Origin of the sequence: Arthrobacter echini (assembly GCF_008107445.1) — a bacterium.
GTDB lineage: Bacteria > Actinomycetota > Actinomycetes > Actinomycetales > Micrococcaceae > Arthrobacter_D > Arthrobacter_D echini_A.
The window spans coordinates 314,796-332,846 of record NZ_VSLD01000002.1; the positions used below are offsets into that span (position 1 = coordinate 314,796).

The window sequence follows — 18,051 nt, forward strand, 5'->3', positions numbered from 1 at the left end:
CGCAGCAGCGGCAATACTGGTGGCATGACCACTGATGCGCACCCCACGAGCTCGAGTACCAGGCCACCCTGGGCGAGGACGGCACTCGGCGCGAACCTGTTGGGCGACGACGGCCGCCTGGGGCTCACCATCTTCGAAGAGGTCACCGCGCTCGCGCAGCAGCACTCGGCGATCAACCTCGGCCAGGGCTTCCCCGACGAGGACGGGCCGCAGGAGATCCTCGACGCCGCCCGCTCTGCCATCGCGTCCGGCGCCAATCAGTACGCCCCCGGTCAGGGTCTCGCCGTACTGCGGAACGCCGTCGCCGCCCACCAGTCACGCTTCCACGGCCTCGAGGTGGATCCGCAGACCGAGGTGATCGTCACCACCGGAGCCACCGAGGGGATCGCCGCGTCCGTTCTCGCCTTCGCCGGACCCGGGGACGAGGTACTCACGTTCGAGCCGTTCTACGACTCCTACGGCGCCGTGATCGGCCTCTCGGGCGCCACGCACACCACCGCGCCCCTGCTCGCACCGGACTTCCAACCGGACCCCGCAACCCTCGAGGCGGCGTTCTCCGAGCGGACGCGCATCATCGTGGTCAACAATCCGCACAATCCCACGGGCAGTGTCTTTTCCCGGGAGTCCCTGGAGCTGATCGTCCGTCTCGCGGAGCGGTACGACGCCCTGATCGTCACGGACGAGGTGTACGAGCATCTGGTCTTCGAGGCGAAGCACCTCCCGATCGCCACGCTCCCTGGCGCGAGAGCGCGGACCCTGAGCATCTCGTCGGCCGGCAAGACGTTCTCGATCACGGGCTGGAAGGTGGGCTGGCTCAGCGGCCCGGCGGACCTCGTGGCGCAGGTCCGCACCGTCAAGACCTTCCTCACCTACACCTCCGGCACACCGTTCCAGGGCGCCGTCGCGCTCGGCCTGGGCCTGCCGGACGACTTCTTCACCACCGCCGCCGCGACCCTGCAGAAGAAGCGCGATCTGCTCGGTGAAGGCTTGCGCGCCGCCGGCTTCGAGGTGTTCACCCCGAAGGGCACGTTCTTCGCCCTGGCCGATGCGGCGCCCCTGGGGCTCGACGACGCCACCGACCTCGCGCGGCGGCTCCCGGCCCTGATCGGCATCGCGGCCATCCCGGTCGCGGCGTTCTGCCACGACGACGGCGCCCGACGCACCCGCTCGATGCTCCGGTTCGCGTTCTGCAAGAAGTTCGACGTGATCGAGGAGGCAGCGCACCGCCTCGCCGGCCTGCGCGCCCACCTGTGAGTGCGGTCCCCCGGCCCGGGACCGAGGGACCGTTCGAGGTCCCTACCCGGTGGCTCCCCGCGACGGGTGCGTATGCGGAGCTCGACGAGGACGCGTTCATCGACGGCGCCCTGATCCTCAGCATCGGCGGCGCACAGCAGTCCCACGTCGATGTGACGCACCCGGAACGGGTCTTCTACGAGTACCTGCAGCGGATCGCCCACGTGATCGACCTGATCGAACCCGTCGGAGCTCCCCTGCGGGTGTTGCATCTGGGTGCGGGGGCACTGACCCTCGTGCGCTACGTCCAGGCAACACGCCCCGGATCCCTGCAGACGGCGGTCGACGTCGACGCCGAGCTACTCGACTTCGTCCTCGATGCCATGCCGCTGGCCGAGGGGACGGCGTGCGAGGTCATGATCGGCGACGCGGCCGACGTCGTCCTCGAGCAGGCGGACGGAGCGTTCGACGTCGTCGTGCTCGACATCTTCGCCGGAGCCGACGCGCCGGCCCATCTCACGTCCCCCGACTTCGCCGCCCATCTCCTGCGGATCTGCACGGAGGACGGTGTGGTCCTGGTGAATGTGGGCGACGACCCGCCCCTGGACTTCGCCCGCGCCCAGAGCAGGCAGCTCTCGTCCCTCACGCCGACCACTGTCGTTCTGACCGAGGCGGCGATGGTGGACGGCGGGCAGGCCGGGAATGTGGTCATCGCGGCGCGCCAGAGCGCGTGGCCGGCGGCCTGGACGACGGCGCTGCTCGCCGCGGGTCCGCACCCGGCCGCGGTGCTGGTGGGCCCGGAGCGTGCGGCCTTCGAGGGCACTGCCACACGGTAGTCCTCTGCTCGGCGCCACGGTCCCGGCGGGCGAACTACATGACGCGATGGCCCTAGGCTTGAGGGTGGGTGCGGTAAGTATCGGTCACCCCGGGTGACGACAGAGAACAGGAGCAGGCCGTGGCAGGTGAGCGTTATCTTCGCTCTCTCCTTCTCGTTGCCGTGATCCTCTCCGTCTCCTCCGCCTCCCATGTTCTCGCGTCCGGCCACCTGCCTGCGCCCGCGGTGCTCCTGCTGTTCGGTGTGCTCCTCCTGCTGCCGATCATGCTGCTGACCCGCCGCACGGTCTCGTTCCGCTCCGCCCTCCTCACCATGGGCGCCGGCCAGTTCCTGCTGCACCACCTGTTCTCGATGACGGCCCTTCCGTCCGCCTGTCAGAGCTCGGTCGCCGCACCTGGCCATCATGCGGCGTTCGAGCTCGCCTGCGCCCCGGCCGCTGCCAACCCGCTCGGCGGCGCGGAGTGCAGCCCCGTGATGCTCCTGCTGCACGGAGTCGCCACCGTGATCCTGGCCCTCGCGATGGCGCGGAGCGAGGAGGCACTGGCACTGCTCGCCGCGTGGATCCGACCGCTCCTGACACTTCCCGTCCACGTGCCGTTCGCCCCGGTCCGGCGCGAACCGCTCCTCCGGAACGCGGCGCCACCCGTCACCCCGCTGTCCGTGCACGCGTCCGTGCCGACCCTGCGCGGCCCGCCGCGCCACCAGCACCTGGCCTGACCTGATCCCGGAGAGCGGGGCAGGCGGGCTCCCACCGCAGCATGACCCACCCCATTCCCCCGGCGCTCCACGCCATGCCTCGATGCAGACGTGAGCGCACCCTGAAAGGCATTCTCATGACACCCTCCACACCCCAGCGCGCCCGGACCACCGGCGCCGTCATCCTCACCACTGCGACCCTGATGGCCTTCGGTCTCGGGGCGGCGAACGCCCACGTGAGCGTTGCACCGACCTCCACCACCGAGAACGGCTACGCGCAGCTCACGTTCAGTGTCCCCAACGAGTCCGATACCGCCAGCACCACCACCCTGGAGGTGCAGCTTCCCACCGAGCAGCCCTTCACCTCGGTCCGCGTGAAGCCGATCGAGGGCTGGGACGCCGAGGTGGTCACCGGCGCGCTGCCGGAACCGGTCACGACGGCGGACGGCGCAACCCTCACCGAAGCTCCCCTGTCCGTCCGCTGGACGGCCGAGGAGGGCTCGGAGATCGCCCCGCAGCAGTACCAGACGTTCTCCATCTCCGTGGGCAAGCTGCCCGACGCAGGTACTACCGTGATGGTGCCGGCCACGCAGTCCTACACGGACGGCGAGGTGGTCGAGTGGGACGACGAGACCGTCGAGGGCGAGGCGGAGCCCGACAAGCCGGCGCCGTCGTTCATCACCACCGCCGCGGTCGAGGGCGAGGACGCCCACGGCGGAGCAGCTCCCGAGGCGACGAAGGAGGCGGCTGAGACCGCCGAGGCCACGGAAACGGAAGAAGCTGCTGACACGGAGCAGGCCGCGTCGACCAGCGACGACGACTCCGCGTCGGCCGTGGGCTGGATCGGCCTGGTGGCCGGTCTGCTCGGACTCGCCGCGGGCGTCGTCGCCCTGATCCGCACGCGCCGCACCGCGTAACCCGGGTCCACAGCACACGAGAACGGAGGGAGCGGTGCCGGTCAGCCGGCACCGCTCCCTCCGTGTGATCAGCGACGGACAGCACTGGGTGACCTACGGCGACGCCGAACCGGCACCACAGCATGGGGAGCGTCAGCGCCCCGAGGGCTCCAGGAACCAGAGCCGGGTCTCCCCGTACTTCCTGTCGGAGAAGCGCTCCAGCCCGTCCGGCCACTGCGGCTCCGGCGAGCGCGTGGAGCGCTCCACGACGACGACGGCTCCGTCCGCGAGTCTGCCCTGGAGCGCGGAGAGGACGGTCGTCACCTCGTGCCCGTCCACGGTGTACGGCGGGTCCATGAGGACGAGGTCCCAGGAAAGCTCCGGCGCAACCCGCGCCAGGTAGGTCTCCACCTTCGAGCGGTGCACGCGGGCCGCCGTCCAGCCCAGCACCCGGTTCACCAGGTCCGCGTTGCGCTGCGCCACGGCCGCCGCGCGGTCCGCGGATTCCACGAGGTCCACCGTGGCAGCCCCGCGGCTCACGCTCTCGATCCCGAGCGCGCCCGATCCGGCATAGAGATCGAGCACATGGGCGCCGTGCAGGATCCCGTAGGACTCGAGACGGGAGAACAGTGCTTCCTTGACGCGATCCGTCGTGGGGCGCGTAGCGGTCCCCTCCACGCCGGCGAGGGTGGAGCCTCCCGCGGCTCCGGCGATGATGCGCGTCATGCTTCGACTCTAGCGTCCACTCCCCGCGGTGCTCCGACCGGAGTCCTGCTGCTCCCGACGGGTCGGGTAGACGGTCGCGTCGCCGTGCCGGATGCGGAGGTCGACGGCGATTCCGGGAACCAGTCCGAGGGCCACGGCGTCGGCCGGGGCGACGTCCGCGGCCAGGCCTGCCGCGTGGATCCGTACCAGGTCCCCACGGTGCTCGACGTCGTCGATCTCCGCGCGCACGACTGCCGCATCGGCGCCGGGATGGCTCGAGAGCGAGACACTGATCGCCGCCGGCCGCACGGCGAGGACCAGGGCGGTTCCCTCCGGAAGGCGATCAGCGAGTGGTACCTCGATCCCGTTCCCTCCGGCGAACCCCGTGCGCGTCCGCCGACCCTGGACCAGATTGAGACCCGCCAGCCGCGCTCCGAAGGCGGTCACGGGCCGGGTGAGCACCTCGGCCGTCGCGCCGGATTCCACGATCCTGCCGCCCTCCAGCACCAGGACCCGATCCGCGAGGAGGAAGGCGTCGAGCGGGTCGTGCGTGACGATCACGGCGGTGCGCCCCTGCAGCACCTCCCGCAGGAGCAACCGCATGGTCGGGGTAATGCTCACATCGAGAGCCGCGAGGGGTTCGTCGAGCAGGAGCAGCGACGGCTCCACCGCGAGCGCGCGTGCCAGGGCGACGCGCTGCGCCTGCCCGCCGGAGAGCTGGTGCGGACGGCGGTGGACGAGTTCCGCGACCCCCACGCGCTCGAGCCAGCCGAGGGCCGTCGCCCGCGCCGCCGTCCGAGGCACTCCCCGGCTCCTGGGCCCGAAGGCCACGTTCTCGAGCGCCGACAGGTGCGGGAACAGCAGGGCCTCCTGCGCCAGGAGGGAGATGCCCCGCTCCCGCGGCTCGGTCAGCGTGCGGCGGCTGGCGCCGACGTCGAACAGGACGGAGCCCTCGAGGTCCGCGCGGCCCGACGTCGGTGCGAGCAGACCCGCGAGCAGGGACAACACGGTCGACTTGCCCGCACCGTTCGGCCCGAGCACCGCGAGGGTCTCCCCCGTGGCCACCTCGAAACGCACGTCCACGTCCCGTTCCGCGAGCTGCGCGGCGAAGGTCAGACCCATCAGTGGGTGTCCACGGCTCGTCGGAGCGCTGGTGCTACCGGGCGCGCCGGGGCGAGGCTCCCGAGCGGCCGGACGCGGTGGGCTGCGCCGACCACGGCGATGGCGACCACCACGAGGATGAGGGACAGGGCGACGGCGGCGTCGGGGTCCGTCTCGCGCTGCAGGTAGATCTCGAGCGGGAGGGTCCGGGTGGTCCCCTGGAGGCTCCCGGCGAAGGTCAGCGTGGCGCCGAACTCCCCGAGCGCCCGGGCGAAGGAGAGGACGGCTCCGGAGATCAGCGCCGGCAGGACGAGCGGCAGGGTGATGCGGCGCAGCACCGTCCAGCGGGTTGCCCCGAGGGTTGCCCCGACGGCCTCGTACCGCGTACCGACCGTCCGCAGTGCACCCTCGAGGCTGAGCACGAGGAAGGGCAGGGCCACGAACGCCTGGGACAGCACCACGGCCGTGGTGGAGAATGCGATATCGACCCCGAGCGCCTCCAGCGTGCCGCCGAGCAGCCCGCGCCGCCCGAAGGTGTAGAGGAGGGCGATGCCGCCCACCACCGGCGGCAGGACCAGGGGCAGGAGCACCAGGGAACGGAGGATGCGCTGGCCCCGGAAGCTCGTGCGGGCGAGGACCAGGGCCATCGGGACGCCGAAGACAACGCACAGCATCGTTGCCGAGATCGAGGTACGCAGGCTGAGCAGCAGGGCTGCCCGGGCGCTCTCGGAGGTCACGAGGGGGACGAAGTGCACCCAGTCGACCCGCAGGGCCATGGCAACGAGCGGAAGCACCACGAACAGACCCCCCACCGCGGCCAGCACGAGGATCCAGCGGGGCAGCCGCGCCGGGGTCAGCTCCACCGCGTAGACCCGCTCAGGAGGCCCGGGCAGGGCTCAGGGCGCACCGAAGCCTGCTGCCTCCAGCACCGCACGGCCGTCATCGCCAACCACGAAGTCGACGAAGTCGCGAGCGGTCCCCGGGTCCTGTGAGCCGGCCAGCGCTGCGACGGGATACGTGTTCACGACGTCGGCCGCCTCCGGCACCGCGATCCCCAGCACTGTTTCCCCGGCGGCCCGCACATCGGTGACGTAGACGAGCCCCGCGTCGGCCTCGCCCGAGGAGATCTTCCCCAGGACGTCCGTCACGGAGGACTCCTCGCTCACCGGTGCCAGGTCGACGTCGGCGGCCTCCTGGAGGCGCGCCGCCGCGGCCCCGCAGGGCACCTGCGCGGCGCACACCACCGTCTTGACGCCGGGCCGTGCGGCGTCGGCGAGCGATGCGATGCCGGCCGTGTTGTCCGGCGGGACGGCGAGCTGCAGGATGTTCGTCGCGAAGGTGACCGGCTCGCCGTCGAGCAGGTCCGCGCCACGCACGCGCTCCATGGTGGACTCGTCGGCGGAGGCCAAGACATCGGCGGGGGCGCCCTCGACGAGCTGTGTGGCGAGGTCCGAGGAGCCGGCGAAGTTCAGGGTGAGGTCCGTACCCGGGTGGGCGTCCTCGAACTGATCTGCCAGCGCCGTGAAGGGTTCCTTGAGCGACGCGGCGGCGAAGACCGTGATGCTTCCTCCACCCGAGTGGGCGGTCGTGTCGGCGGAGCCTGCGGTCTCGTCCGCGCCGCAGGCGGAGATTCCCAGGGCGGCGATCAGCGCGGCGGGCAGGAGCAGGAGCCGCTGCCCCCGCGTACGGAAACGCATCCGGCCCATGGTCAGTTCTTCCACTCGGGAGTCTCGATGATGACGGTGGTCGCCTTCACCACGGCGATCGCGATGGACCCCGGGACCAGACCGAGCTCACGCACCGCTTCGCTGCTCATCAGCGACACCACGCGGTGCGGGCCGGACTGCAGTTCGACCTGCGCCATGACGGTGTCGGTCACGATGTCGGTGACGATCCCGACGAACCGGTTGCGGGCGGAACGGCCGATGTGCGAGGGGTCGCCGGGCAGGACGGCGTTCTTCCGGGCGAGACCGGCGAGCTCGAGGGCGTCCACGGTGGCCTTGCCGGAGGTGTCCTTGGTGCTGGCGAGCACTCCGGCGTCGATCCAGCGGCGCACGGTGTCATCACTGACGCTCAGGTAACGCGCCGCGTCGGAAATCCGTATTTGCGTCATAGAAAACACGATACAACCTCATCCGCGGAACACAGTGTGTATCGAACTATCCGCGTTCCAGGAACGCTTCCTTCTCCGGATTGAGATAGAGCTCGATCGCCAGGGCCAGCCCGGGATAGTCGTGCAGTTCCGGATCGGCGAGGACGATCTCCTGGGCATCGGCTCGGGCCTTCTCGATGACGGCGCCGTGCTGGGTGATTTTCAGGAAGCGCAGCGCCGAGCGACCGCCGGACTGCGAGGCTCCCAGGATGTCTCCCTCGCGGCGGAGCTCCAGGTCCTTCTGGGACAGTTCGAAGCCGTCGGTCGTCGCGGCGACGGCGGCCAGGCGCTCCCGGCTCGGATGCCCGGGCTCGAGCTTCGTCACCAGGAGGCAGGTCCCGGCGTGCCCGCCCCGGCCGATCCTGCCCCGCAGCTGATGGAGCTGGGAGATCCCGAACCGATCAGCATCCATGATGACCATGAGCGTGGCGTTCGGCACATCGACGCCCACCTCGATCACCGTCGTCGCCACCAGGAGCTGCACGCTGCCCTCGGCGAACCGCGTCATGACGTCCGCCTTCTCCTGCGGGTCCAGCCGTCCGTGCAACATCGCGCTCGTCACGCCCTGGAGCTGCGGCACTCCGGCGAGGGACCCGAGGAGCCCCACCACTCCGGTGAGTTCCTGCCGTGCCTCGGCCTTCGCATCCGGCGGCGGCTCACCGTACAGCACTCCCGGGGCGTCGTCGTCGTTCTTCGCGTCGTCGCCGATCTTCGGGCACACCACGTAGACCTGGCGTCCGGCGTCGATCTCCTCGCGGGCACGGGACCAGATGCGGTCGATCCACGCGGGGTGCTCGGTCAGGCCCACCTCGTGGGTGGTGATGGGCGCGCGGCCCGCGGGCAGTTCGGAGAGCGTGGAGGTCTCGAGGTCCCCGAAGACGGTCATGGCCACGGTGCGCGGGATCGGCGTCGCCGTCATGACCAGCACGTGGGGCGACGTGCGCGCCTTGGTCCGCAGCGAGTCCCGCTGCTCCACGCCGAAGCGGTGCTGCTCGTCCACCACGATCAGTCCGAGGTCGAAGAACTGCACGTTGTCGGAGAGCAGGGCATGCGTGCCGATCACGATCCCCGCCTCGCCCGACGCCGCGTCGAGGAGCGATTTCTTCCGCTGCGCGGTGGTCATGGACCCGGTGAGCAGGACCACCCGCGTGCCGTCCATGGACCCACCGAGCATGCCGGCCTCGGCGAGGGGTCCGAGGGTGGTGGTGATGGACCGCAGGTGCTGGGCGGCGAGCACCTCGGTGGGGGCGAGCAGTGCCGCCTGGCCGCCGGCGTCGATCACCTGCAGCATGGCGCGCAGGGCCACGAGGGTCTTGCCCGAGCCCACCTCGCCCTGCAGCAACCGGTTCATCGGGTGATCCTGTGCCAGGTCCTCGCCGAGTTGCTTCCCTACCTCGCGCTGCCCCTGCGTGAGAGTGAAGGGCAGGCGGGCATCGAACTGGTCCAGCAGGCCCCCCGGGCGCGGGGTGCGTGCCGTGGCCTCCTCGCGCGCGGTGAGTGCCCGACGTCTGGCCAGAGCCGACTGCAGCACGAGGGCCTCCTGGTAGCGGAAGCGGTGCTGGGCGCGGTAGGCGTCCTCGACCTCGTGGGGGCGGTGGATGAGCTCATAGGCGTTTGCGAGGCTCATCAGCTTGTCGCGGCGTGCCACCTGGGCCGGCACGGGATCGTCGAGCCCGGAGAGTCGCAGGGTGTCCAGGATGGTACCGACGGCGACGGCGATGCGCTCCGTGCCCAGTTTGTCCACCGCGGGGTAGACGGGGATGGGGCGGTTCACGCGCTCCGGATCGTCGTCGTCGTCGAGCAGGGCGTACCGGGGGTTGGTGAGCGAGAGCTTGCCGCGATAGACGCTCACCTTGCCGGAGAACATGGCCCGCACGCCGGGGCGCAACTCGCGCTCGGCGCCGTAGCCGTTGAAGAAGGTGAGATTCATGCCACCGAGCCCCCCGTCAGCGTCGTCGGTGATGACCACTTCCAGCAGCATGCCCTTGCGCGTGTGCATCCTGCGGGAGTTGGAGGACTGGACGCGCGCGATCAGGGTGACGTCCTCGTCGACCGGGACCTCGTCGATCGGGGTGAGCTCGCCGCGCCGCAGGTAGGTGCGGGGGAAGTGGTTCAGCAACTGGCCCACGGTGTGGATCTCGAAGTGCTTGGCGAACAGCTTGGCCACCGGACCGAGATGGCGGTCGAGCGGCGCATCGAGGTCCGAGACGGCGGGCCGCGTGGTGTCAGGTGTCACCGGCCCCGGCTCCTGCTGCCGTGGCGAGCTGGGTCACGCTGATGTTCACCGGCGTGCCGGCCTCGTGGATGAGGGCGAGTGCGGGTCCGGGATCCGGCACGTGGGCGTGGACCCGCCAGCGGTAACCCTCCTCGGTCTCGGAGACGGCGCTCATGATGACCGAGTCCCCGAGCTCGTCGAGGTGCAGACGCAGCGTCGCCGCATCCAGCGGACTGAGTTCGATGGTGCACATGACCTCGACGCCGTCGGTGTCGTTGCCCGCATGGATGTGCGGGGACTGGATGCCGTAGCCGTGGAGGCCGTCGATGAGCTCGCTGTCCAGCTCCTCGCCCAGCGCGGCTGCGCGGAGCGCGTCGAGGACCAGCAGGAAGCCCACTCCCCCGGCGTCGACCACCTGTGCGTCCGTGAGGGCTCCGAGCTGGCTCTCCGTCTGCACCACGGCCTGCAGGGCGTGCTGCACCGCCACTGTCAGGGTCTCTGCGAGCACCTGGTTGCTGTTGTCCCCCGCATGGCCCGAGGCGGCTTCACCTGCGCCGCCGGCGCAGGCCTCGAGGACCGAGAGCATGGTGCCCGGCACCGGATCGCTCAGGGCCGACCAGCTCCGGATCTGCGCGCGATGCAGCGCCGCGGCGAGGAGTCCACCGGTCAGGCGTGAGGCTCCGCCGAGTGGTTCTGCGAATGCGGTGAGGAAGACGGCGAAGAGGGTGCCGGAATTGCCGCGGGCGTCCTCGAGTGCTGCACGCCCGGCGATGGTGAGCAGCACTCCGAGGTCCGAGGTCCCGGCGTCGTTGGCTGCTGCGGCGGCCGCGCGGACCGTCAGATAGAGGTTCGTGCCGGTGTCGCCGTCGGCCACGGGGAAGATGTTGATGGCGTTCAGGCGGTCGCTGTGGTTGCCGAGGGACTCCTCGGCCCTGGTGAGCCAGCGCCTCATCGCCACAGCGTTGGCCGTGACTTTAGTCTGCAAAATGATCCCATCCCCGGAGAGCTGTCGCCCGTGACGCCAGTGTCACCAGCGGTCGGCCGGGCTTCACCGAGCCTACCGCAGTGAACTCGGGCGGCAGCGGACGATCCGGTGGAAATGTGGCCAGGAGCCCGTGGTCCTCTCCTCCTGCGAGCACCCAGTCCAGGGCATCGACGCCGAGGAGTGCGGCAGCCCCCTCCAGCGGGTCGGCGTACTGCTGGAGCGCGCCCGGATCCAGATCGAGCCCCACACCGCTCGCCGTCGCGATCCGCCCGGCGTCGCGGAGGAGACCGTCGGAGATGTCGAGCATCGCGCTCGCCCCGGCCAGTGCGGCCACCGGTCCGGCGGCGAGGGGTGGCTGTGGGCGGAGCTGGGCCGCGATGAACTGCTCCCCGTCCGGTCCGAAGTCCGTCAGGGGGCGGCCGTCCTCGAGGATTGCCAGGCCGGCGGCGGCTCGGCCGAGTGTGCCCGCGACGGCGACCGTGTGGCCGGCTCTCGCGCCGGAGCGCAGCACGGGCGCGCGCCCGTCGAGGGTTCCCGTGACCGCTGCGGTGACGACGAGCTGCGCTCCGGCACCGAGATCGCCGCCGACCACGCCGCAGCCGATGGCACCCAGTCCTTCGATGGCGGCGGCCAGTCCCCGGGCGCAGTCCTCCACCCAGGCGACCGGTGTCCGCGGCGGGAGGGTCAGACTGACGACCAGCGACGTCGCGGTGCCCCCCATGGCGTTGATGTCGCTCAGATTCTGTGCGGCCGAATTCCAGCCGACGTCGTATCCCGTGGTGCGGTGGCCGTTGGGGCGGAGCAGGCGGAAGTCGTGGTCCTCCACTAGGGTGTCCATGCTGATCACCGTCCGGCCGTCGGGGGCCGTGATGATGGCGGCGTCGTCGCCAGGGCCGAGGAGGGTGGCATCCGGTAGGGGAAGGAGGGGGAAGATCCGCGCCAGGAGCTCACCCTCATTCAGCTCTCCCACGTAACGCTCCTGGCCGGAGGCGGACTCAGTGGCATCAATGGATATCCGGGACACATGGCTACGCTACAGCGCGACCGGGTCGACGCGACGATCTTCACCCGCAGCGGGGGGCGTGGTGCTCAGCTCGCCGTTCCGGAGGAGGCAAGGTAGTCCCCGAGATCGTCCGTCTGCAGTGCATCGGCGACCTCCGCGATCGCGTCGTCGTCCTTGACGACGATCGACTGGCCGTCGGCCGAGGTACCCGTTCCGAGATTGGGCAGGGTGAAGAAGTCGATGTCACCGCCTCGTACCTGGCGCAGCGAAAGCGCGAGGGAACCGACTGCCCCTGCGTCCAGGCCCGAGTCGACGGCGATGAACGGGGACATCTGGTCGACGACGCGGTAGACCTTCCTCGGGTCGGTCAGGGTGTCGGCGTTCAGCACCTCGCTGATCACCGATTTGACGAACAGCTGCTGGTTCCTGACGCGCTGATAGTCCCCGTCGCTGAAGGCGTAGCGTTCGCGGACGAACTTCAGGGCGGAGTCCCCCTGCAGCGTGATGGGTCCGGCGGCAAAGAATTCGCCGTTGACGCCGCTGGACTGGAAGGCCGCCGGATTGTTCACCACGACGCCTCCCAGCGCATCGGTCAGACCTTTGAAGCCTTCGAAGTCGACGCTCGCCACATGATCCACCCGCGTGCCGAACAGACCTTCGACGGTCTGGACCACGAGGGGAACCCCGCCGAGCGCCATCGCCGCATTGATCTTGTGCTCACCCTGGCCCGGGATCTCCGTCCAGGTATCGCGCATGATCGACATGACCTGGATGTCCTGCCGGTCCGCCGGGATGTGCATGAGCATCATCGTGTCCGAGCGGCTGTCCGACGGCCCTGCCGATTCGACGTCGTCCAGCTCCGCCTCAGCAGCGCGGGAGTCACTGCCGAGCAGCAGGATGTTCACCGCGTCCTGGCCCTCGGCTTCGGCTTTGGCTTTGGCTTCCGGCGCCAGGGTGGGCCGTGATTCCTCGGCTGGGAAGGCGGTCTCGATCGTGTCCGACTGGCCGTCGAACGAGCGCGCGAGCGAGAAGAGGTAGCCGCCGGCCACCAGGGCGGCGACGACGACGAGGGCGCCGACGATCAGGAGGGTGGTGCGGACGGGATGACGCTGACGCTCCCGGGGCGGACGTGCGTCGGTGTCGTATTCGGTCATGGGGCTCCCCAGCTCGGTTCACGGTCAGCCAAGTATAGGTTGCGGCGCTTCTCGGGACGCCGGCGATCCGCCTAGTGGCGGGCGGTCAGTTCGGGATGGTCGAGCGCGTGCTCGCCGCTCTCGAGCAGCGAGAGCAGGTAGGTCCCGTACCCGCTCTTGATCAGCGGGGTCGCGACTGCTTCGAGCTCCGCATCGGTCAGGAAGCCCTGCCGCCAGGCGACCTCCTCGGGGGCGCCGATCTTGAGCCCCTGCCGGTGTTCGACCGTCCGGACGAAGTTCGAGGCATCGTTCAGTGAATCGAAGGTCCCGGTATCGAGCCATGCCGTACCCCTGGGCAGGATCTCCACGTGGAGCGTGCCCCTGTCCAGGTATTCGCGATTGACATCGGTGATCTCCAATTCGCCCCGGGCGGATGGTGTCAGGTTCCGCGCAATGGAGACCACGTCATTGTCATAGAAGTAGAGACCCGGAACGGCATATCTGCTCCTGGGAATCACCGGTTTCTCCTCGAGCGACATCACCGTGCCCGACTCGTCGAACTCGACGACGCCGTACGCCGAAGGATCCGATACCTGATACCCGAAGATGGCGCCACCGTCGACATCCTCGAAGCGTCGCAGCTGGCTTCCCATACCGTGCCCGTAGAAGATGTTGTCGCCGAGGATCAGCGCCACGGGATCAGAGCCGATATGGTCCGCACCGAGGACGAACGCTTGGGCAAGGCCCTCCGGTGCCGGCTGGACGACATAGGAAAGATTCACACCGAACTTCCCGCCGTCGCCGAGGAGTCGGTGGAACTGCTCGGCGTCGTGCGGCGTCGTGATGATGAGAATGTCGCGGATTCCCGCGAGGATGAGCGTGGACAGCGGATAGTAGATCATCGGCTTGTCGTAGACCGGAACCAGCTGCTTACTGATGCCCTGGGTGATGGGGTGCAGTCGTGAGCCGGTCCCCCCGGCGAGAATGATTCCGCGCATGATGGAGATTATCGCGCTGTGCGTCGGTCGGCCGAATCATCCCGGTGAGCCACGGTCCCCTTCACGACAGTCACCCTGCCTGAGCGGTCAGAGCCTGCACATAGTCGGCCAGCCGCTGCGCCGCGAGCGGAGGCGCGAACCCGGTCGCGCTCAGCTTCCCGAGATCGAGGGTGCTCCGGCGCGGGCGCGGCGCGGCATCCTTGCCCGCAAAGTACTCCTCGGTACTGACACCCCTGACGTCGTCACAATCACGCCCGCACAATGCATACACCTCCGCTGCGATCCCGGCCCAGCTCTGGGGGTCTCCGTCGTTGGACATGTTGTACGTCCCGAAGGGAGCCCCGGTGGCCACCAGGTGTCGGATGGCCTCCGCGAGGTCCTCGGTGAAGGTGAGGCGACCGATCTGGTCGTCCACCACGGCCGGGGAGATCCCCCTTCGCGCGAGCTCTACCATCGTCCGCACGAAGTTGTCGCCGTCGCCGATCACCCAGCTGGTGCGCAGGATGTAGTGGCGGGGCAGCATAGCGACGACGGCGTCGCCCGCCGCCTTCGTCTGCCCGTACACGCCCAGCGGGGTGAGCCCCTCCCCCTCGTCGTGCAGCTCCTGTGTACCGTCGAACACGTAATCGCTGGAGACGTGGACCAGCGTCAGCCGATGCGCCGTCGCCACCCGGGCGAGGGCTGCGACGCCCGTGACGTTGACGGCCCAGGCGGCGGAGCGTCCCTCCGGGGTCTCCGCTGCGTCCACTGCCGTGTAGGCGGCGGCGTTGATGATGGTGCTGTAATTGCCCCACGCCCGGGCGTGCTCAAGGTCCTCAGCGAGCAGGTCGAGCTCGGAGCGGCCGGCAAACTCGACCGACGGCTGGTCCGCGAGCGCAGTGCGCAGGGCTCTCCCGAGCTGCCCGTCAGCGCCGACGACGAGCGTCTTCCGCGCGGACAGAGGTGTGACCTCCGCCAGCCGCGGGTGCAAGCGGTCCTTGTCGGAGAGTTCCGCGTCCGCGAGCGGGATGGGCCACTCGATCCCGGCCGTCTCGTCGGCGAGATTGAGGAACACGTACTGATCCTGTACGACAGCGGACCAGTGGTCGTTCACGAGATAGGTGTAGGCCGTCCCGTCCTCGAGCGTCTGGAACGCATTGCCGACGCCTCTCGGCACGAAGATCGCCGTCGAAGGATCGAGTTCGGCGGTGAAGACAGCGCCGAAGGACGGGCCGTCCCGCAGGTCCACCCACGCGCCGAAGACGCGCCCGGTGGCCACCGAGATGAACTTGTCCCACGGCTCGGCGTGGATGCCGCGCGTGGTGCCCATGGATTCGTTGAAGGAGATGTTGTTCTGCACCGGACCGAAATCGGCAAGACCGGCGGCGGTCATCTTCTCCCGCTGCCAGTTCTCCTTGAACCACCCCCGATTGTCGCCGTGCACGGGCAGGTCCAGCAGCACGACGCCGGGGATCGGGGTCTGGCGTGTCGAGAGGGGCTTCGAGAACTCGGGGGCCATGAGCTACTGCCCCAGCTCGACGTACCTGGACTCGGTCGCTGCCTTCTGCGGCCGCCACCACGCTTCGTTGTCGTGATACCAGGCGATCGTGGTGCGCAGCCCCTGCTCGAATCGCTCGAACTCGGGGGCCCAGCCGAGCTCGGTGCGGAGCCGGCTCGAATCGATCGCGTAGCGCAGGTCGTGGCCGGCGCGGTCCACCACGTGGTCGTAGGCGTCGGCGGCCTGGCCCATCTCGGTGAGGATCAGCTCGACGACGTCCCTGTTGTTCCGCTCGCCGTCGGCCCCGATCAGATACGTCTGGCCGAGCTCGCCCCTGTTCAGAATGGTCCAGACGGCCGAGGAATGATCGTCGGCGTGGATCCAGTCACGCACGTTGAGTCCCTCGCCGTAGAGCTTCGGGCGGACGCCGTCGAGCACGTTGGTGATCTGGCGCGGGATGAACTTCTCCACGTGCTGGTACGGGCCGTAGTTGTTGGAGCAGTTGCTGATGGTGGCCCGGACCCCGAAGGAGCGGACCCAGGCGCGGACGAGGAGATCGGACGCGGCCTTGGTCGACGAGTAGGGGCTCGACGGCTTGTAGGGCGTGCTCTCGGTGAAGCGCTCGGGGGTGCCGAGTTCGAGGTCGCCGTAGACCTCGTCGGTGCTGATGTGGTGGAAACGGGTGCCGTACCGGCGGGCCGCTTCGAGCAGCGTGTAGGTGCCGGTGATGTTCGTGTCGAGGAACGGCCGCGGGTCGTGCAGGGAGTTGTCGTTGTGCGACTCCGCCGCGTAGTGGACGATCGCGTCCGCGCGCTCGACCAAGGGGTCGACAACCGCTGCGTCGGCGATGTCCCCGACGATCAACTGCACGCGCTCCGGCGCCAGGCCCTCGAGGGACGCCCGGTTGCCGGCATAGGTCAGCTTGTCGAGCACCGTGACGGAGACATCGGTACGCTCCATCAGGTAGTGCACGAAGTTGGAGCCGATGAACCCGGCGCCGCCGGTCACCAGGAGATTCTTCACGTGCTGCACTCTACCGTCGGATCGACCGGACCGCCGTGAGCCGGTGGTGTGGCCGAAGCCCGACGGGACGCCGCCGCCCGTCCAACCCCTGAAGCCGTCCGGCGATTTGTCAGGCCTGGTGCTGTCCGCGCCGGCGCACGGCGAGGACGACGACGACCGCGACGCCCAGCGCTACGACACCGGCGCCGATCCACGCCACGGGGGCAAGGGACGAGGCACGCACGCCGGCCATCGCCACCGGATCACTGGTCCGGGCGGACGAGTTGGGCGTGGAGTTCTGCGGGGGCGCGGAAGCCGCTGTCGCGGGAACGGAGGCCGGCGGGGTGCTCGCGGACTCCGTGGCAGGCGTTGTGGGCTCGATCGTGACCGAGGTTTCGACGGCACTCGATGGCTCGGTCGGCTCCGCCGCAGCGGTAGCGCTCGGAGCAGGCTCGCTCGGCGCAGCGGGCGTCGGCGTGCGCTCCGCCTCCGGACGCGGTGGCGCATTCTCACCCGGAATCTGTACGACCTCCCCCGTCTTCGCGTCGTACCGGAGATTGGTGTAGACGAGCGTGTCCGCGTAGACCAAGTTGCCGGTATCCGGCTCGATCAGATAGCCGGTGGGCGGATGCACGAGGAAACCGGTGCGCGCGTTGATGGCGAAGCCGGTCACCGGATCGATGCCCGCCGTCGCCGTCGGATCGGTGATCTGGGGCGCGGGTTCGACGAACGTCCCACCGGGCTGCGGTTGCTCGATCACCTGGGGCCGGGGCTGGGTGGTCAGCGCGGGCGAGAGCTGGCCGGGAACGGCCTGCACGGGTACGGCGAACGCCGGGGTCGCGACCGCTGATCCGGCGAGGAGTCCTGTCGCAAGGGCCACGTGGACAGCGAGGCGGGTACGGCGTGAGTGGGGGGTGGGCATGGATCCTCGTTCGGACTCGGGCTCGGCGACGGCCACGGACTTGGTGGTGCGCCCACGACCGCGGGGACGGGGCGGTGCCGGAGGCCTCCGGTTCACTGCTCGGTACGATCGGTCGCTGCTGCGGATCCGTTAGCCCCGGAACGGCGCGCGTGCAGCGTAGGCGGGGACGACGGCGACGCCGACTCCTCTAGGGTTGAGCCATGCCTGTCCCGTCCCGAGCACTCCGCCGCTGCCTTCCCGCCGTCGTGCTGGTGCTGGCCCTATCCGGATGCGCCGGGGCCGTGAGCGTCGACCCGGCCGCCGATGCCTCCAATCCGCGCTGCGCCGATGTCATGATCTCCCTGCCCCCGGTCGTCGCGGAGCACGAGCAGAGGAACACCGACAGCCAGGCGACATCCGCGTGGGGCGCTCCCTCGCAGGTGGTGCTGCGCTGCGGTGTCGGCGTGCCGGGACCCACCACCGATCCGTGCGTCACCGTGAACGACGTCGACTGGGTGGTGCGGGAGGGCGATCCGGCCTGGACCGCGACCACCTACGGGCGGGACCCCGCCGTCGAGGTGCTCTTCGATCCCGAGCAGGTCGCCTCCAGCACGGTGCTCGTGGAGCTCGGAGCCGCCGTCTCCCGCGTGGAGCAGACCCGCGCCTGCGTGGGTCTCTCCGAGGCCATCCCGCCGCCCTCCGACTGATCTACCCGAACC

At 69.8% G+C, this 18,051-nt stretch carries 18 protein-coding genes; 5 read left to right on the forward strand and 13 right to left on the reverse strand.

Translation table 11 applies throughout. The features are described 5' to 3' along the window. Window positions 1-24 precede the first annotated feature (24 nt). The 4 genes from FQ377_RS06120 to FQ377_RS06135 all read left to right on the forward strand — a co-directional run bounded on the left by FQ377_RS06120 (window position 25) and on the right by FQ377_RS06135 (window position 3,681). On the forward strand, window positions 25-1,254 hold the full coding sequence (locus tag FQ377_RS06120) for an aminotransferase class I/II-fold pyridoxal phosphate-dependent enzyme (RefSeq protein ID WP_148600348.1): 1,230 nt from the start codon (window positions 25-27) through the stop codon (window positions 1,252-1,254). Further along, window positions 1,251-2,069, forward strand: coding sequence for a spermidine synthase (locus FQ377_RS06125; protein ID WP_148600349.1), 819 nt, complete (start codon window positions 1,251-1,253; stop codon window positions 2,067-2,069). Before FQ377_RS06120 ends, FQ377_RS06125 begins: the two co-directional genes overlap by 4 nt. Window positions 2,070-2,188: 119 nt before the next feature. Continuing rightward, the gene (locus FQ377_RS06130) at window positions 2,189-2,785 is read left to right on the forward strand and encodes a hypothetical protein (protein ID WP_148600350.1); all 597 of its coding nucleotides are present in this window, start codon (window positions 2,189-2,191) and stop codon (window positions 2,783-2,785) included. A 116-nt stretch (window positions 2,786-2,901) separates the two neighbouring features. Continuing rightward, window positions 2,902-3,681, forward strand: coding sequence for a YcnI family copper-binding membrane protein (locus tag FQ377_RS06135; protein WP_148600351.1), 780 nt, complete (start codon window positions 2,902-2,904; stop codon window positions 3,679-3,681). 132 nt (window positions 3,682-3,813) lie between these two features. Here the strand turns inward: FQ377_RS06135 and rsmD are convergent, their stop codons facing one another. From rsmD to FQ377_RS14810, 13 genes are all read right to left on the reverse strand, one after another. After that, window positions 3,814-4,386 (reverse strand): 16S rRNA (guanine(966)-N(2))-methyltransferase RsmD, encoded by a 573-nt coding sequence (gene rsmD, locus FQ377_RS06140; protein WP_148600352.1) that lies wholly within the window; start codon window positions 4,384-4,386, stop codon window positions 3,814-3,816. Window positions 4,387-4,395: 9 nt separating this feature from the next. Next, entirely contained in the window at window positions 4,396-5,487 is a 1,092-nt protein-coding gene (locus FQ377_RS06145; RefSeq protein ID WP_148600353.1) for a sulfate/molybdate ABC transporter ATP-binding protein, read from the reverse strand. Beyond that, window positions 5,487-6,329, reverse strand: coding sequence for an ABC transporter permease (locus tag FQ377_RS06150; protein WP_187393268.1), 843 nt, complete (start codon window positions 6,327-6,329; stop codon window positions 5,487-5,489). The genes FQ377_RS06145 and FQ377_RS06150 overlap by 1 nt, the downstream gene beginning before the upstream one ends. A 33-nt stretch (window positions 6,330-6,362) precedes the next feature. Then, on the reverse strand, window positions 6,363-7,172 hold the full coding sequence (gene modA, locus FQ377_RS06155; protein WP_262364307.1) for a molybdate ABC transporter substrate-binding protein: 810 nt from the start codon (window positions 7,170-7,172) through the stop codon (window positions 6,363-6,365). A 2-nt stretch (window positions 7,173-7,174) separates the two neighbouring features. Continuing rightward, a complete protein-coding gene (locus tag FQ377_RS06160) occupies window positions 7,175-7,579 on the reverse strand; it encodes a TOBE domain-containing protein (protein WP_148600354.1) in 405 nt (134 codons plus the stop codon). Between the two features lie 46 nt (window positions 7,580-7,625). Beyond that, complete coding sequence (locus tag FQ377_RS06165) at window positions 7,626-9,854, reverse strand: ATP-dependent DNA helicase RecG (RefSeq protein ID WP_148600355.1); 2,229 nt, start codon at window positions 9,852-9,854, stop codon at window positions 7,626-7,628. Further along, window positions 9,844-10,785, reverse strand: a complete 942-nt coding sequence (locus tag FQ377_RS06170) for a DAK2 domain-containing protein (RefSeq protein ID WP_148600356.1) — start codon at window positions 10,783-10,785, stop codon at window positions 9,844-9,846. The genes FQ377_RS06165 and FQ377_RS06170 overlap by 11 nt, the downstream gene beginning before the upstream one ends. Before the next feature lie 22 nt (window positions 10,786-10,807). Beyond that, entirely contained in the window at window positions 10,808-11,833 is a 1,026-nt protein-coding gene (gene thiL, locus FQ377_RS06175) for a thiamine-phosphate kinase (protein WP_148600554.1), read from the reverse strand. A 74-nt stretch (window positions 11,834-11,907) separates the two neighbouring features. Then, window positions 11,908-12,975, reverse strand: a complete 1,068-nt coding sequence (locus FQ377_RS06180; RefSeq protein ID WP_148600357.1) for an LCP family protein — start codon at window positions 12,973-12,975, stop codon at window positions 11,908-11,910. Window positions 12,976-13,046: 71 nt separating this feature from the next. Continuing rightward, entirely contained in the window at window positions 13,047-13,952 is a 906-nt protein-coding gene (gene rfbA / locus FQ377_RS06185) for a glucose-1-phosphate thymidylyltransferase RfbA (RefSeq protein WP_148600358.1), read from the reverse strand. A gap of 70 nt (window positions 13,953-14,022) precedes the next feature. Beyond that, window positions 14,023-15,450, reverse strand: coding sequence for a sugar nucleotide-binding protein (locus FQ377_RS06190; RefSeq protein ID WP_148600359.1), 1,428 nt, complete (start codon window positions 15,448-15,450; stop codon window positions 14,023-14,025). 3 nt (window positions 15,451-15,453) lie between these two features. Beyond that, window positions 15,454-16,452 carry a dTDP-glucose 4,6-dehydratase gene (gene rfbB / locus FQ377_RS06195; protein ID WP_148600360.1) on the reverse strand — a complete coding sequence of 333 codons (999 nt, stop codon included), beginning with the start codon at window positions 16,450-16,452 and terminating at the stop codon, window positions 15,454-15,456. A 109-nt stretch (window positions 16,453-16,561) separates the two neighbouring features. Next, window positions 16,562-17,353, reverse strand: coding sequence for a hypothetical protein (locus FQ377_RS14810; RefSeq protein WP_187393269.1), 792 nt, complete (start codon window positions 17,351-17,353; stop codon window positions 16,562-16,564). 200 nt (window positions 17,354-17,553) lie between these two features. Between FQ377_RS14810 and FQ377_RS06210 the strand changes: the two genes are divergently transcribed. After that, window positions 17,554-18,039: a DUF3515 family protein gene (locus FQ377_RS06210; RefSeq protein WP_148600363.1), complete on the forward strand. Its 486-nt coding sequence runs from the start codon at window positions 17,554-17,556 to the stop codon at window positions 18,037-18,039. The last annotated feature ends 12 nt before the right edge of the window (window positions 18,040-18,051 follow it).

Coding starts and splice junctions, on each gene's coding strand:
- FQ377_RS06120 (WP_148600348.1), top strand. CDS start 25: ATGACCACTGATGCGCACCCCACGAGCTCGAGTACCAGGCCACCCTGG.
- FQ377_RS06135 (WP_148600351.1), top strand. CDS start 2,902: ATGACACCCTCCACACCCCAGCGCGCCCGGACCACCGGCGCCGTCATC.
- rsmD (WP_148600352.1), bottom strand. CDS start 4,386: ATGACGCGCATCATCGCCGGAGCCGCGGGAGGCTCCACCCTCGCCGGC.
- FQ377_RS06145 (WP_148600353.1), bottom strand. CDS start 5,487: ATGGGTCTGACCTTCGCCGCGCAGCTCGCGGAACGGGACGTGGACGTG.
- modA (WP_262364307.1), bottom strand. CDS start 7,172: ATGGGCCGGATGCGTTTCCGTACGCGGGGGCAGCGGCTCCTGCTCCTG.
- FQ377_RS06160 (WP_148600354.1), bottom strand. CDS start 7,579: ATGACGCAAATACGGATTTCCGACGCGGCGCGTTACCTGAGCGTCAGT.
- FQ377_RS06170 (WP_148600356.1), bottom strand. CDS start 10,785: ATGAGGCGCTGGCTCACCAGGGCCGAGGAGTCCCTCGGCAACCACAGC.
- FQ377_RS06180 (WP_148600357.1), bottom strand. CDS start 12,975: ATGACCGAATACGACACCGACGCACGTCCGCCCCGGGAGCGTCAGCGT.
- rfbA (WP_148600358.1), bottom strand. CDS start 13,952: ATGCGCGGAATCATTCTCGCCGGGGGGACCGGCTCACGACTGCACCCC.
- FQ377_RS06190 (WP_148600359.1), bottom strand. CDS start 15,450: ATGGCCCCCGAGTTCTCGAAGCCCCTCTCGACACGCCAGACCCCGATC.
- FQ377_RS14810 (WP_187393269.1), bottom strand. CDS start 17,353: ATGCCCACCCCCCACTCACGCCGTACCCGCCTCGCTGTCCACGTGGCC.
- FQ377_RS06210 (WP_148600363.1), top strand. CDS start 17,554: ATGCCTGTCCCGTCCCGAGCACTCCGCCGCTGCCTTCCCGCCGTCGTG.